This is a genomic window from Sulfitobacter sp. 1A13353, from assembly GCF_043557255.1.
Classification (GTDB): domain Bacteria; phylum Pseudomonadota; class Alphaproteobacteria; order Rhodobacterales; family Rhodobacteraceae; genus Sulfitobacter; species Sulfitobacter faviae.
The window spans coordinates 274,800-289,188 of the sequence record NZ_JBIFFS010000003.1; the positions used below are offsets into that span (position 1 = coordinate 274,800).

General features: G+C 56.8%; 10 protein-coding genes and 2 pseudogenes. 5 read left to right on the forward strand and 7 right to left on the reverse strand.

What is annotated here, in order from left to right; all coding sequences use genetic code 11:
- Positions 1-251: 251 nt before the first annotated feature.
- From ACGYLO_RS08600 to ACGYLO_RS08610, 3 genes are read left to right on the forward strand one after another with little or no spacing between them, the layout of a single operon-like run.
- Positions 252-1,064: a hypothetical protein gene (locus ACGYLO_RS08600; protein WP_394376388.1), complete on the forward strand. Its 813-nt coding sequence runs from the start codon at positions 252-254 to the stop codon at positions 1,062-1,064.
- Positions 1,061-3,418, forward strand: a complete 2,358-nt coding sequence (locus ACGYLO_RS08605) for a hypothetical protein (RefSeq protein ID WP_394376389.1) — start codon at positions 1,061-1,063, stop codon at positions 3,416-3,418. The genes ACGYLO_RS08600 and ACGYLO_RS08605 overlap by 4 nt, the downstream gene beginning before the upstream one ends.
- A complete protein-coding gene (locus ACGYLO_RS08610; protein ID WP_394376390.1) occupies positions 3,415-4,377 on the forward strand; it encodes an ATP-binding protein in 963 nt (320 codons plus the stop codon). Before ACGYLO_RS08605 ends, ACGYLO_RS08610 begins: the two co-directional genes overlap by 4 nt.
- A 784-nt stretch (positions 4,378-5,161) precedes the next feature.
- Here ACGYLO_RS08610 and ACGYLO_RS08615 read toward each other — a convergent pair.
- A pseudogene (locus ACGYLO_RS08615) lies at positions 5,162-6,159 on the reverse strand (IS3 family transposase); the annotation flags it as partial.
- Between the two features lie 67 nt (positions 6,160-6,226).
- Here ACGYLO_RS08615 and ACGYLO_RS08620 point away from each other — a divergent pair.
- A complete protein-coding gene (locus tag ACGYLO_RS08620) occupies positions 6,227-7,243 on the forward strand; it encodes an IS110 family transposase (protein WP_394376391.1) in 1,017 nt (338 codons plus the stop codon).
- A 235-nt stretch (positions 7,244-7,478) separates the two neighbouring features.
- Here ACGYLO_RS08620 and ACGYLO_RS08625 read toward each other — a convergent pair.
- From ACGYLO_RS08625 to ACGYLO_RS08635, 3 genes and pseudogenes are all read right to left on the reverse strand, one after another.
- Positions 7,479-7,595 (reverse strand): annotated as a pseudogene (locus tag ACGYLO_RS08625) (transposase); the annotation flags it as partial.
- Between the two features lie 26 nt (positions 7,596-7,621).
- On the reverse strand, positions 7,622-9,505 hold the full coding sequence (locus ACGYLO_RS08630) for a TniQ family protein (RefSeq protein WP_276154449.1): 1,884 nt from the start codon (positions 9,503-9,505) through the stop codon (positions 7,622-7,624).
- 451 nt (positions 9,506-9,956) lie between these two features.
- A complete protein-coding gene (locus ACGYLO_RS08635; RefSeq protein WP_317939036.1) occupies positions 9,957-10,676 on the reverse strand; it encodes a putative quinol monooxygenase in 720 nt (239 codons plus the stop codon).
- 103 nt (positions 10,677-10,779) lie between these two features.
- Here ACGYLO_RS08635 and ACGYLO_RS08640 point away from each other — a divergent pair, with 103 nt between their 5' ends.
- Positions 10,780-11,709 (forward strand): LysR family transcriptional regulator, encoded by a 930-nt coding sequence (locus ACGYLO_RS08640; protein WP_348312001.1) that lies wholly within the window; start codon positions 10,780-10,782, stop codon positions 11,707-11,709.
- A gap of 375 nt (positions 11,710-12,084) precedes the next feature.
- Here the strand turns inward: ACGYLO_RS08640 and ACGYLO_RS08645 are convergent, their stop codons facing one another.
- Genes ACGYLO_RS08645 through ACGYLO_RS08655 form a run of 3 tightly spaced genes read right to left on the reverse strand, consistent with a single transcriptional unit; the run spans position 12,085 to position 14,380 of the window.
- Positions 12,085-13,023: a glutathione S-transferase family protein gene (locus tag ACGYLO_RS08645; protein WP_271689133.1), complete on the reverse strand. Its 939-nt coding sequence runs from the start codon at positions 13,021-13,023 to the stop codon at positions 12,085-12,087.
- Positions 13,024-13,033: 10 nt separating this feature from the next.
- Positions 13,034-13,897, reverse strand: a complete 864-nt coding sequence (locus ACGYLO_RS08650; protein ID WP_166125640.1) for a VOC family protein — start codon at positions 13,895-13,897, stop codon at positions 13,034-13,036.
- Between the two features lie 60 nt (positions 13,898-13,957).
- A complete protein-coding gene (locus tag ACGYLO_RS08655; protein ID WP_276154451.1) occupies positions 13,958-14,380 on the reverse strand; it encodes a DoxX family protein in 423 nt (140 codons plus the stop codon).
- Positions 14,381-14,389: the final 9 nt, after the last annotated feature.

The window sequence follows — 14,389 nt, forward strand, 5'->3', positions numbered from 1 at the left end:
GACGTATCGACATGAAAATCACCGGCATAACTGAATTTTGAGCAAGGAAGGACGAACACCGATATATTGGTCGTTCCTAAAAGAAACATAGCAGGGAAAGGAGCTTGTGCGAGAAAGATAACTTTCGCCGTTTTCGGCGTAAAGTATTGAAAACATTGACTCGAATCGACTGATGGCGCCTACTTTCACAAGTGGCGATCTTCACGGGGCTCGCGTTTTCATGCATAGGCTACCACAAGAACGAGACGAACATGACAGCACCTTTCACATCCTTCGCTATCGACGTGGTTCCGGCTCCCGTGATCCCGGCATACGCGATAGAGGCCTTCGAGAAGGGCCCGATGGGTGAGAACCTGGCGGCGAAGCTTGGCTATGAGAACCTCGATCAGCTTCTGCCTTATCATGGTGTCCGGAAGGTCGTTCACCGTTCGAACTTTGCGAAGACGGGAGAACTGGTGGCGCGGGTCGAAGCCGATGACAATCGCCCGCGTGTCTTCGGCGTGGAGTCCTCTCTTGAACGGGCCACTGCCGTCGCTGCATTGATTAACCCGAATACGTTCGACCTGCACTGTCAGCCTCGCAAAGTTGACTTCCAGAAGGAGGTCGACGGGAAAAAGTCCAACACGCTGGACTTTCTCGTGACCTTGAAAACCGGAGAGAAAACGTACCTTTACGTGAAGAATGACGACGCCCTGAGCCGCGAAGAAACGGCGTTCATCACCCAACAGATCAAGCTGGGTCTTCCTTCCGGATGTGGGTTTGCGACAATTTCCGAGGCGTCGTTTCACCCGCAGGTTCGCGGCAACAACGAGCGAATTCTTCAGGCGAAGCGCTTTCCTGACCCGGCGGCCGACGACCGTCTGGTCGAAGTGCTGGTCGATATTATCGACGTGCCAGAGTTTTCGATCGAAGAGTTGGTCGTGCGTGGTGTTGGCGCCAAAGCGCCCAAGAAGGAGATGGGTCGCGTCTTTGATGCCGTCCTTCGAGCCATCGCGAACGGGGATCTGGAGACCGACAAGACGCGGCTTATCAATTATTCGACGCGGGTTCGCCGAGTGTCATGAGCGTCGTCCCGAATTTCCACTTTCCCAATGGTACTCTGCTTGAGTTCGGCGGTCATGCTGTCGTCGTCACAGGGTTCTGCCCTGACGGATTGATTGTCAGGAATGAAATCCAGGACGGCGCCGCGCAGCATTTTGTGATCGAGCATGCGAAGCTCCGCGAAATCCTGGCGCGCGTGGATTTTTCTGCCGATTACAACTATGTCCGCGACACGGCCGAGGAGGCTATGCATGCCGCTGCTGCGAAGGTTGCAATCAAAGCTTGGGCTGGTGCATCGAAGAAGGAGCGCGAAGAGGCCCAGATGAAAGAGGCCTGGGCGCTGGCATGCCAAGAGATCATTCCTGGTGGGCAATACACCTGGTCAGCCGTTGAACGGCACTATGACAAGATTCAGAAGAAAGCGATCGAGCGGCAGAAGCGCTTGCGTTTTGGCCGGGATAAGAAAGGAGAGTTCAAGACCAAGACCTGGGGCTCCAAGAGGATTAGCCAGTTCTGCCAGAAATATTTTGGGCAACTGCGACCGACAGCTGAGGTCCTTCTGAACCAGAAGAACCATGGCAACTCGAAACCTGGGCTCATGACGCCCCAAGCATGCGAACTTCTGACGGCAGTTTGCAAAAAGTACCTATCGACCTCGCAGCCTTCGGATGCTTCCATTGTCAGAAATGTCAAAATGGCTTTCGATGCCGCGTCTGCGGAGCGGATCTCGAAGGGAATGAGCCCGCTTAGGCTTCCGCATAAGAACACCGTCTATCGTCGATTGGCGCGCATTCCGAAGCACGAAAAGATCCTCGGTCGTTTCGGGTTGCAGGAAGCCCAAAAGCTCTTGTCGCCGACTGAGCATGGCGTACGTGCCCTCAAGCCCGGCGAGCTTATCGAATTGGATTTCCAGAACATCGACGTGTTCACGCTGCGCGAGAAGAGTGAGTTTTGGGGACTGCTCGCGCCGGATCTTCAGGAGAAACTGGAGGATCAAGAGCGCACGAAGCCCAAGAAGAAAAAAGTTCAGCGCCTTTGGGTGTGCGCGGCCATCGATGTTGCCACACGCATGATCCTCGGTGTCGGTGTGGCCGAGACAGCGAATGTCCGCACGGTGATTGAAGTGTTGGACATGGTCACGCGTAGCAAGGCGGAACTCAGCCGTTTGGCGGGATGTGTCGCCACTTGGTTCCACGCGACGGGACTCGGCACGATCGTGGTCGATACCGGCAACGAGTTTTTCAACGAGGAGATTCAGGCGGTTATTCTCTCGATGGGCGGCGCGTATATCTACGGTCGGACTGGCGTGCCAATGGATAAGCCATTCATCGAAAGATTTTTCGGGACGCTGCGAATCATGTTCTCGGACGAGTTGCCCGGCAAGACTGGGTACTCGCCCGACTGCTTGGTTGCTTACGACAGGGAAGGCTGGGCGTGCTTCGATGCGAACGTTTTCCGCCAGCTTCTGTACCAGTTCATTGTCGACTACTATCCGCTTCAGGAGCACGCTGGCCTGCATCGGAAGCGTCCCATTGACCAGTGGAAGGAGGCGCAGAAATACGGTGTCGTTGCGCCGCCGCCAGTGCGTGTACGACGGGTCGCGACTGGCCTCAAGCTGAAGCGGAAGCTGACGAAGGAAGGCATTCATATCCTTGGGGTTCCGTTCGGTGACATGACGCAGTTCCCAAAGGAAATCTGGGGGGAGAACGTAGATCTCGAGATCCGTCTCGATCCGACGGACTTCCGGGAAGTCACCGCCTTCTACAAACGCAAGCATTACTACCTAGAGAACAAGCGCCCGGATCTGGCGCATCACTCGATGCGGACCTTGATGGCCGCGCTTCATGAGATGCGGGCCACGCGCCCCACCGATCAGAAGTTCTACGAATACGCTTTGGCGAAGTATGCCAAAGCACTTGACGAAAAGATCGAGAACGCAATTTCTGTCAAGTTCGCCAATGTTCTTGCCACGCATGGCATGCCTTCCACAGAGCTGGATGAAAAGACACTGGCGTGGTTCGAGGACAGCTTCGTCATGAACCTCCAGATTAAGGAAAACCCGCAGGAGACGCTTTCGGCTGACTTGGAAACGCTGCTGGCTGGAGGGACGGGACGCGGGATTTCGACACCAGAAATGATCGAAGAAGAAAAGTCGAGGTGGGCTGCTGAAGAGACCGAGGAGCCTGAGTTCGAGGAGCCCACTGAGACCTATCTCGAGACCTCCAGCGTCAACGATACTGAGCCTGGCGCAGGGCAGGAGAGCACACCTCAACGGCCCCCAGGCGGCACTAAACCACGAAAACAGAAGGCGCCCCCCGGCAAGAAATCGGGGAGGAAATTCTCGGGCGCACCCAAAGGAAGAGGCAGTTTCAAATGAAAGATCAGAGCAATATGGACGGCATGTCTCTCGCGATGCGCAAGGCGCGCCTGCGTAACATGTACTTCCACATGTCTAGGGCGGAAGACCTTGATCGCCTCTTCAAGGCTGCGGCGGACGACTACGACTCGGGCGTGCTTACGGGCAAGCTGTTCGAGGCCAGCTGCTTGACGATCGTGGGCGAAAGCAATTCCGGAAAGACCGAAGAGATCCGGCACGCGTTGTCGCGTCTCCGCGAGGGGTGCCCAACTTTGGAATGCGGCCGCGACGTTCGGAGCCTGTCGATCTTTCTCGATGGCGAGACAACCTGGAAGTCGCTCGGCATCAAGATCCTTGAACAGGTGGACTACCACATGTCACCTCGCAAGACGGAGCATGAGATCTGGTCCCGCGTCCGTCATCAGTTGAAGACGCAAGGGTATTGGATCGTACATATTGATGAATGTCAGCATATGTTCGAAACGCTTGGAGAAAAGGACACAAAGAAAGTCATCAACTCGATCAAAACCCTGATCAAGAACCCCGACTGGCCCGTTGTCGTCGTGCTTAGCGGAATTCCCGAGCTGTTGCCTAAGGTAAACATCGATCCGCAGCTAAGGAATCTGACATCAGCATACCACATGCGGTCTTTGGACCCCTTGTCGGATCACGACCTGAATGAGGTGGATACTGCGTTTTACCACTACGCGAAGGCCCGAGGGGTCAACATTGATAACGTTCGAGACGAGGACACCTATCACCGCATTTGCTATGCCCATGGAAACCACTTTGGTTTGATCTTCAAGTTTATGGTCGATGTTTTCGCGAACATTGAAGACGAGTTGACCGAGCTGGATCTTCCTTGGTTAGCAGAACGGTATGCGGCAAAAACCGGGTGCGTTCCCGGACATAATCCATTTACTCGGGAAGACTACCAGCTGTGCGAAGTTAGGGAGCTTCTGGCAGGCATGATGGACTGACGAAGCCCCACGCCATATTTGATTTCCTAAAATGAAGGGCCTTGGCTTGCGAAAGCCAGGGCCTTTTCGTATCTGTTGTCGTCCGCAGTGTTGGCGCCCTCGTCAAGTTCCGTAGGCGCATCCGATCCGGAAACAGCGTCTGGTGACTCGGAAATCGCATGAGGTGACTGGAATGGAAAATCTCCAATGATTTCAATGACCCGATTTTCTCATCCGGAACTTCGATGAGGTGATCCACATGAAGTAGGCAGTCCAAGGAGAAGCATGCGCAAAGAAAACTTAAAAGCGTGCGCAAAACCTTGGAGGTGCTTGGGTTTCTACATCACTCAGTCACAAGTCACTGAAAAAAGGGGAAAAGAAGCGCAGCCTTCGCTCTTTTCCCCTTTTACGATGCAGTAAAGAGTGCTTAAAGGTCCGTTGGTATGTCTGAGCGCAGGTAAACATTCCCATACTCTTCCCCAACGGGGGAGAATGGGTTGACCGATTAGGGCCCTCACTTTGGAGGACAGGTTCTGCCAGCTTATGTCTAAGGACAGGAGCATCGTGCGCGGCTTGAAATACCGTTCGTTGAAATACGCGGCATCCTCATCGGTGATCTAGTACTGCAGGCAGTGAAACGAGATGCGGTCGCACGATCCTCGAATAACGACCCTGCTCGGCATCATACTTCGCAATTCAGCTATACTGCCGAACCGGAATGGTTCGCTACGAAACTGTAAACAAGAAAGGCGGAGCATTCAGCCCCGCCCACCTCTTGGAGTTGACCTGCTCCCCATTGAGTCCGCTAATTTAGGTTAGCTCTGTTCAGGTTTTGGTCCTTTTCTGACCGGTTAGCATATTCAGCTGGCGTCATGCCAGCGAGGCTTGTGTGTGGGCGGTGGTTGTTGAAGTCATTACGCCACGCTGAGATCAGTCTGCGGGCATGGCGCAGGTTGTCGAACAGATGTTCGTTCAGGCATTCATCCCGCATTCTGCCGTTGAAGCTTTCCACAAAGCCGTTCTGCATTGGTTTCCCGGGGGCAATGTAATGCCAGTCGACCTTGCGGTCTTCCTGCCATTTCAGGATCGCATTCGAAGTTAGTTCTGTGCCGTTGTCGCTGACCACCATACAGGGGTAGCCACGCATCTCAGCAATGCGCTCCAGTTCACGAGCCACACGGTTGCCTGAGAGCGATGTGTCGACCACGGCAGCAAGACATTCGCGGCTGAAGTCGTCTATCACGTTCAGAATGCGGAACCTGCGGCCACATGACAGGCTGTCAGACACAAAGTCGAGCGACCACCGTTGGTTTGGCCCCTGCGGGATCGCCATCGGTGCTCGAGTGCCCACTGCACGCTTGCGACCGCCCCGTTTACGGACTGTTAACCCTTCTTCGCGGTAGATCCGATACAGCTTCTTCCAGTTCACATGCCAGCCTTCGCGTTTGAGCAGGATGTGCAGCCGTCGATAGCCAAACCGCCTCCGTTCAGATGACAGCTCTTTCAACCGATCCCTCAGCTCGGTATCCGCTGGCCGCTTTGACACACGCCGGTAGACGCGCGGATCGATCCCGACCAAAGCACAGGCCCGCTTCTGATTATATCGCTTCTCTTTCATGGCCCAGCTTGCAGCTCTGCGTCGCGCACCAGGCCTCAAAAGTTTTTTCCCAGCATTTCCTTGAGCGTCGACACATCCATCATCTGCTCAGCCAGCAACTTCTTCAGCTTGGCATTCTCAGCCTCAAGCGCTTTCAGCTTCTTCGCGTCCGACACTTCCATGCCACCGTACTTGGATCGCCATTTAATGGGATGGATGTCTCTCCCGCCTTCGGTAACGCTGCGGGTGTGACGCAGCAGAATGGAGAGAGATATGACAGTCGCATTTATTGGAATTGATCTGGCCAAGAACGTGTTCCAGTTGCATGGAGCAAACGCTGACGGACAGGCTGTATTGAAGCGCCGTATCCGCCGCGAAGGACTGTTGGCCGAGGTTGCTGAACTGGAGCCTTGTGTCATTGGTGTTGAAGCCTGCACAGGGGCCTTCTATTGGCAGAGGCAGTTCGAAGCGCTTGGCCATAGGGTCAAGGTGATCGCGCCGCAGTATGTCAAACCCTTCGTCAAACATCAGAAAAACGATCAAAATGATGCCGAAGCCATTTGCACCGCATTGATGCTTCCGAACATGAAGTTCGTGCCGACCAAGTCCGAGGAACAACAGGATATTCAGGCCCTGCATCGGGCGCGGCGCCGCCTCGTCAATCACAGAACTGCACTCGTGAGCCAAATGCGGGGCCTACTGTTGGACCGCGGTATACCAATCGCCCTGTCGATCGGGCGGGCGCGGCGCGCAATTCCAGAGATACTTGAGGACCGCACGAACGGACTTAGTGCAATGAGTCGAGAGATCATCGGTGACCTTTTCGACTTTATGAGCCAGATTGACGCCCGCATCACGGCCTTCGACCGCCGCATCGATACTGTTTTCAAGTCCAATGCAGATTGCCGCCGGATCGCACGCATCTGCGGTGTCGGCCCAAAGACGGCGACAGCTGTTGTCGCAGCCGTGGGCGACGGTCGGGAGTTCAAGAATGGAAGACATCTCGCCGCTTGGATGGGGCTGGTTCCACGGCAGCACTCAAGCGGTGACAAGAGGCTTCTTATGGGGATTAGCAAGCGCGGAGACAGACACCTACGAACCCTGTTGATCCACGGAGCTAGGTCCGTGGTCCGTGTCGCGCAGCGAAAGACAGACCCGTTCAGTCAGTGGGTCAACAGGTTGCGCGAGCGACGCGGCATGAACCGCGCCATCGTCGCCGTGGCCAACAAGAACGCCTGGATCATCTGGGCTATGCTCAACAGAAACGAGGAGTTCCGCGCGCCCGTCTAAGCGCGCAACAAGGATTGCAAGAAAATCAAAGAAATGAACCGACCGGCAAACTCCGGTGTGTGAGGAACCTGGCTTTTATAATGGCCTCTTGAGGCCGACCATTTGTTGAGGCTCACCACGCGGAATTCCCATTTGGGCGCACCATCCCGGTGACGCCGGATAGATGTTTGCAACCTGGGACATGGCGGCGGAACAGATCAGCGGGAATCTTGCAAAGGGAGAGACATCCATAGATGTAAAACGTCGCATCGCTGACACCGTGCTTGCGACACAGCTCCTTCGCCCCAAGCCCAGCCTGATGCTCATTCAATATCCCGATAATCTGTTCGTCGCTGAAACGGCTTCTCTTCATCGTCTGTCTCCTTGTTGGAGAACAGGCTAACTCAAAACACCGGACTTTTCAGGGGAGCAGGTCAGAGTTAATCCGCAGTCTTGACCGACTGCTGAGTCCACCTCTGCACGGAGAAAAAGTTTTCCATAATTAATGCCGTCAGGGCTGAACGGGTAAACGCCAGCGGCAGAAAGTAAGGCGGACATCTGTTGCCAAGATTTTCCATGCGCTCTGGACATGGTCCGGTAGGTGTAGAACTTCTCGTGGAACTGAACCGTGTCCACCTCAGCGAAATACCGTTGAATGGCGCGGGTTCGGGGGTTCCGAATTAAGGTCGCTGTTATATGTCCATTCGAGATCAGTCGGTTCAGAAATACCGGCTGCCCGATACCCACGGTCTTTCCAAAAATCTCCAGAGACATGGCGGCCGGCCCATCATCAGAGAGAGCCGCCGAAACTTCGTCGTGATAGACGTAGATAGCCTTGTACCCATCGAAGTCAGAATGATTGCCCACCCGTCGGACCCGGCCTTGCTGGATTGCCTTTACGATATCGCCGGGTCGAATCTTCAATCGAGCTGCAGATTTTGAGATGTGTTCCCATCCGTGCTGGGCCTGTCGGAGAGGCTCCGCTCCGGCAAGCAAGCTGTCAATGAAGGCCTGCCCTTCCCGGGGATCCCAGACATTTTTCGTGGTGGTGTCCGGCAACTTCGGCGCTAGGACACCATCCTCCGACAGCAGGTTGAACTGGGATCTGGACATGCCGAGACCTTCGGCAAAGGATTTTGCTGGCAGCAGGGTCGTCAGTGAATCGAGCAAGGGCGCGGCAGCTTCCGCGTCGAACACTGCCCAAGCGTCGGGACGGGCGTCATTCAGGATTCCAGCGCTCTCGAGCATCTTCCGCATACGGCGTGGGTCGATCCCCGTTTCCCGGGAGGCCGAACGCACCGAATGTAACCGCCGCCTTTCCACTGGTTCCCCGAGCAGATCATCTCCGGCGTTGAGAGGCCAAGTTTCAAGCAGGTGTTCTCGCAGGATGGCACGGAAAGGAGCATACTCAGGGACATCTGCGTAGCCTCGGGACAAACGGTCATATAAAACCGGATAAATTGCCTTTGGCCCCTGATGTGGGTCGCCGGGTAGGTCCTGCAAGCGTTGCAAGGCGGTCTTGATAAACTTTGGACCATGCCGGGAGACCTCATATCCCATTTGTAGTAGCGCCCAGCGATCCTCCGGGTCGACGTCCGATAACGATGTGGTCTCATGACGCATGCGGGCACTTCCCAGTAAAAAACAGAAGGTGGAGGCTGCATGCAAAGGATGCAGATCTAACCAGCAGTTTCCTGACCCATCAACAAGCCTGGCTTCCAGCCATTTGTCGAAGTCCGTAAGTTCACGGATCTCGCGGTCAAACTCACCGGCAACAATGGCTGGCGCGATAGACCGGAATTGCGTCACGGTGTCATATCGAGCGAAGGGCTGGGTCTCCCGCCAGAGCGGGACAAGAGGGTGCTTATGCGCAACGCAGATAGTCATGTGCGGAACCAGCCAGTGCCCGCGGATTGCCATCGAATACTCTGGCGATCGTTCCGATGAATTGGCGTCGTGTTTCAGACAGATGGGACAACCCCGGATTTCAGGGTTGCGGATGATTTTTGCAGGATAGATTTCCCCGCAAAGCTCATGGCGACGACCTTCAAGTTTTGTTCCCGACCAGTGTTGCAGGCACTCGTGATCAGTCCCGCCCAACATAGCTAGTGTCCTGATAATATCCGGTTCACCGTTCAGAATGCGCTGGAATGGAATGCCTAGTTCAATGCCGAATTCCCGTAGGTCCACTCTATTTACTGCCGCCAGTCTAGACATATGGGAGAAAGCGGTTTCCCGCGGGGCGGAGGCCGTCCTAAGAGGAAGGGGCGCGACATTGATCATGAGTTACTCTTATTTTTCGTTTCATCACCCAGCTATGCCATGTTTAGTCAACTGCAAGCTAATACCATTGTTTCAATTGCCGTCTCTCGTAAAGCCGGTTACATAGCATCAACAAAGGAGCTTCTCTGGGGTTTCGTCATACATATCCGAACGAGACCAAACCTCATTACCTGAGACGGCCCAGGAAGAGCGCGACGCGTTTCCAAAGTATTTTCTGCCTCAAGTGCCTGACACGAACGGCCCAGAATGAGAGGCGACGCCCCATCGCAGCTTCTTTGGAGCTGCCATTGATGTTAAGCACAGCATTTTTACCGGACAGACGTCAGCTAAGCGGGACAGAGCGCCAGTTCGCTGCGCTTGCTCGAACGGCCGCTATGGGGTGAATCTAAATTCAAACAGCAAAGCGCCCGATGGGTTGCACCGGGCACTTCTTTCTCAATTCACCTCGAGACTACTTAGTAGCGAGGATGTCGAAATTGTGGACGTTTGCCAACACACCATCGTCCCATCCGCCAGAGACCAATTCTGGAGCCTTTTCATTCAGGAGTCCGGCTACTTGTCCGGCAAAGTGCGCTTCGCGGCCAGAGTTGTCGGCAAAGATGTCGAAGATGGCAAAGTTGTTCTCGTCAATCTGCAGCGCCGCCCAGAACAATGTCTTGGGTTCGGTATCTGCGACGATGGGGCCGGCGGCGGTCAGCAAGGCTGCCAATTCGGGGCCTTTACCTGGAGTAGCTTCGAGCTTGATGTAAGTTGCGGTCGTTGCCGTGTAGAGATCAACCGGCGCCTTTACCGACAGGACATCGGAGTTGTTGATATTCGCGACAACACCGTCGTCCCATCCTCCGTCGACCAGCGCGTCCGCGTTTTGGTTCAAAGCCGCAGCAACCGCTCCAGAGAAATGAGCGTCGCGTGCTTCTCCATCTGCGAAGATGTCAAAGATTGCGAGCGTATCGTCGGCTTGCAGAGCAAACCAAAGTACGGTGCCCGGCTCTGTTTCTCGCACGATAGGTGCGGCACCAGCCAGAAACTCCGCGAAGGCTCCGGTCTGGCCTTCGGCGGCGGGCATGGCGATGTAACTGGCAGTATGATTTTCCATTGGGTTGTCCTGTGCAGTTGCAGAAGTTGTGATCAGAGCCACTGCAGCGAATGTCTGAAGGACTTGCGTCTTCATGGTCGTCTCCTAGTTTGAAGTGCATCGTGGTTGGTTTCGATGCACTCTTGTCCCATGCCGGATGCGTGGGACTCCAATTCCGAAATTCTATTCTTTGATAGACATGGGCTATCGTAGTTGGTTTGATGGCCTGAACCGGGATGTGACGGAGAATGCGGCGATGGAAATGAACCAGATCAGGTATTTTCTCGCTGTCTGCGAGCACCGAAACTTTACCCACGCAGCCAGTGCCGCCAATGTCTCCCAACCTTCCTTGACGACTGCGATCAAGAAACTTGAAGACGAGCTTGGAGGCGACCTGTTTGTCAGGGACCGTGCGGGATGCAGGCTTACCACCCTCGGAAAACTCATGCAGCCAAGGTTGCGGAAGGTTCACGATGAGACGCGACTGGCTAAGGCAGAAGCGATCCGTCATATGCGCTTGGAGCGGGTTCCAATCTCTGTCGGTGTCGGTGAAACGATTGGCCACCACAGGATTTCGGCAGCTATGGAGCGTACTCGTACGCGATTGCCGCAAGCCGAAATCGAATTGATCGTTGCGTCATCCTCCGAGCTTCTTGCCGGGTTGCGGGATGGTGAGTTTGACGTTGTCGTCAGCGCAGAGAAGGTCGGTGAAGACCTATATCGCATAGACCGTCTCTATGAAGAGGACTACAAGGTCGTGGTGTCAAAGTCGCACCCGTTGTCTGAACTAAATACGATTTCCCTGTCGACTCTTGCGAAAACTGACATGCTTGACCGACTAAATTGCGAAATGCGGGATGCTTTGTTTGGGACCTGCGCGGATCAGGGTCACGAACTCTACGCGGCCTATCGGTCAAATCGCGTGGATTGGCTGGTTGAGCTTGCTCGGCAAGGGTTAGGTGCGGTGATCCTGCCAGCCACCGCTATTCCTTCGGACATTGGCCTGGTGTCGAAACCCATCGATGGCCTTGAAATATCAAGAACTGTTGTGGCTCTTCGATATCGGCACCAAACGACGAGACCAGAGACAAATGATCTGATCCGTGAGATGACGCGCACGCCGGCGTAGTGAGGTCGGTAACCGACATTCGCCCATCGTGCAGCATTCGTCACTATGGGCTCGTTCCAGCCGTTCGCTGCGGTAGCCTGCCTAAATGCTGCCCAAGCTACAGGCCAAGATCTCCTACGCGGACGTTCCTGCCGTTCGCCGCATATGCTCGGTTCCCGTCGCTTCCGCGAAGCTAATCGGTAAGCAGGGCGGAGAGCTGACCTTTGCTGCAAGTGCGATACGGCGACGTCGGTGATCTAATAGCGGACATTCCTGGATTGCCGTCGCCGGTCTCATTGCGGCCTTCGCGATTCGAGTGATCAATGTCCGGCGCGGCGGAGCTGGCGCCCCCCCGCGCGCGCCAGGGGGCCTGATCCGGATGGCCGACCGAGGCCCTCAGCCCAGGGAACATTCCGGCCCGACAGGCACGATGCCGGTGGGGTTCAGCGCCTTGATCGAGTAGTAGCCGCGCTTGATGTGGTCAATGCTGACCGTATCGCGCACCCCGGGGATAGCGAGGATACGGGCCTGGTAGCGGCTTAGGGCAGGGTAGTCCGCGATGCGGCGCAGGTTACACTTGAAGAGGCCGTGATAAGCCACGTCGAAGCGCACCAGCGTCACGAAGAGTCGCACATCGGCCTCGGTGAAGCGACCTCCCAAAAGGAACCCGCGACCGTCGCCGAGGCGCTCCTCGAGTTCATCGAGCATTGCGAAAACCTCGCAGAATGCTTCCTCGTAGGCGACCTGCGTGGTGGCGAAGCCCGCGCGGTAAACGCCATTGTTCAAGCTCGGATAGATGCGGTCGTTGAGCGCCTCGATGTCCTCGCGGAGGTCCGCCGGATAGAGATCGATGCTATGGTCGGCCAGATCTCCGAAACCGGAGTTCAGCATCCGCAGAATGTCGGCGGACTCGTTGTTCACGATGGTCCCGCGCTTCTTGTCCCAGAGCACCGGCACCGTGGCCCGGCCCGAGATCGTCGGGTCGGCCCGGGTGTAGATTTCGTGCATGTAGGACGCGCCCTCGGCCTCGGTCGGATCGCCGAAGTGCCAGCCCTGGTCGGAGAGATCCGGTTCGACGACCGAGACCGAGATCACGTCCTCCAACCCCTTCAGCTTTCGGGCGATCAGCGTCCGCGACGCCCAGGGGCAGATCAGCGCGACATAGAGGTGGTAGCGGCCCGCCTCGGCCTTGAAGCCGCCCTCGCCGGTCGGCCCGGCGCTCCCGTCAGGCGTCACCCAGTGGCGGAAGCTGGAGGTCTGGCGGACGAAGCCACCCTTGTCGTCCTTGGCCTGGACCGGCTGCCAGTCGGCAACCCATTTCCCGTCTCGAAGCATGATCGTCTCCTTAATTCTTGAGCGTGATTGCGGTGCCCCAGGGATCGCGAACGGTCAGGCCGTTGGCATTCTTGATGCTTTCAAGCCCGGCGCTTTCAACCCGGCCAGCGATGGAGGCAATGTCCGCCGCATCACGGACAACAATCTCGATGGCATCGAGACCTGCCATACCCTCGGGGCGTTTGCTGGCCCGGCGGCTGTTCCAGATATTGCCGGCAAGCTGGTGGTGGTAGCCGCCGCTGCCGTAGAAGCTGGCCCCAGGATAGCGCGCCGCGATATCGAGGCCGAGCACGTCGCGGTAGAAGCGGTCGGCTTCGCCCGTGTCGCCCACCTGAAGGTGGACATGGCCGATGCTGCCGTTCTCGGGGAAACCCGACCATTCGGTGCCTGCGGCGCTTTGCAGCAGACCCTGGAGATCCAGCGGGTCGGTGCTCATCCGGATCTCGCCGCCCTCGCCGTGCCAGGCCGAGACTGGGCGGTCCGTATAGACCTCGATGCCGTTGCCCTCGGGATCGGCGAGATAGAGCGCCTCGCTGACGATATGATCCGAGGCACCGTGAAGCGGCACACCCGCCTCAGCGATGTGAGCGACCCAGCGGGCCAGGTCGGATCGGGTCGGCATCAGGAAGGCGGTATGAAAGAGCCCGGCCTGCCGCGGGTCGAGTGGGGAAAGGCCTGGGTCGCCCTGAAGCTCCAGAAACGGCGTGTCGCCGGTGCCGAGGGTGACGCGATGCTCGCTGGTCGCGACCGGGCTGAGCCCCAGCGCCATCTGGTAGAAAGTGGAGACCGCATCGAGGTCCCGCACCTTGAGCCGGACCGCCCCGATACGCATCGGCGCGGTCGTCATGTCGAAGAAGTGGTCGACGGTGGTCATTGCAGGTCTCCTTGTGAAAGAGTGCGGCCGCGGGAGATGACCCGCGGCCAGCAAGGGAGGTCAGGCGAACTGGCCGAGGCGTTGGTCGAGCTGCGGCACGCGCAGCGCTAAGGCTCCGCGTCCCAGGACGGCGACGACGCCTTGCACGACCGCCCAGAACAGCGGGTATTCCCAGCCGCCGCCTTCGTTCGAGAAGCTCCAGCCGAAACCGGAATGCGCCCATGTCGCGCCCAGGAGGACGGGGATCAGCGCGATCGAGACGAGGCGTGTGCCGAGACCGAGGATCAGGGCGATACCGCCCGCCAGCTCTGCGAAGATCGTGAAGTAGGCGAGCACGCCGGGCAGGCCGAGGCCTTCGAAGAAGGCGACGGTGCCGGGGATGGTAAAGGCGCTCACCTTCATCCAGCCATGGGCGAGGAACAGGACGCCGGTCGAGATGCGAAGGGCGGCGGCGGCGTAGTCGGTATGGGTCTGCGTGGTCATGTCAGATGC

Bases quoted from the DNA above. Each gene is read 5' to 3' on its own strand.
- ACGYLO_RS08650 (WP_166125640.1), bottom strand. From the start codon at position 13,897: ATGACCACCGTCGACCACTTCTTCGACATGACGACCGCGCCGATGCGT.
- ACGYLO_RS08610 (WP_394376390.1), top strand. From the start codon at position 3,415: ATGAAAGATCAGAGCAATATGGACGGCATGTCTCTCGCGATGCGCAAG.
- ACGYLO_RS08630 (WP_276154449.1), bottom strand. From the start codon at position 9,505: ATGATCAATGTCGCGCCCCTTCCTCTTAGGACGGCCTCCGCCCCGCGG.
- ACGYLO_RS08655 (WP_276154451.1), bottom strand. From the start codon at position 14,380: ATGACCACGCAGACCCATACCGACTACGCCGCCGCCGCCCTTCGCATC.
- ACGYLO_RS08635 (WP_317939036.1), bottom strand. From the start codon at position 10,676: ATGAAGACGCAAGTCCTTCAGACATTCGCTGCAGTGGCTCTGATCACA.
- ACGYLO_RS08640 (WP_348312001.1), top strand. From the start codon at position 10,780: ATGGGCTATCGTAGTTGGTTTGATGGCCTGAACCGGGATGTGACGGAG.
- ACGYLO_RS08620 (WP_394376391.1), top strand. From the start codon at position 6,227: ATGACAGTCGCATTTATTGGAATTGATCTGGCCAAGAACGTGTTCCAG.
- ACGYLO_RS08605 (WP_394376389.1), top strand. From the start codon at position 1,061: ATGAGCGTCGTCCCGAATTTCCACTTTCCCAATGGTACTCTGCTTGAG.
- ACGYLO_RS08645 (WP_271689133.1), bottom strand. From the start codon at position 13,023: ATGCTTCGAGACGGGAAATGGGTTGCCGACTGGCAGCCGGTCCAGGCC.
- ACGYLO_RS08600 (WP_394376388.1), top strand. From the start codon at position 252: ATGACAGCACCTTTCACATCCTTCGCTATCGACGTGGTTCCGGCTCCC.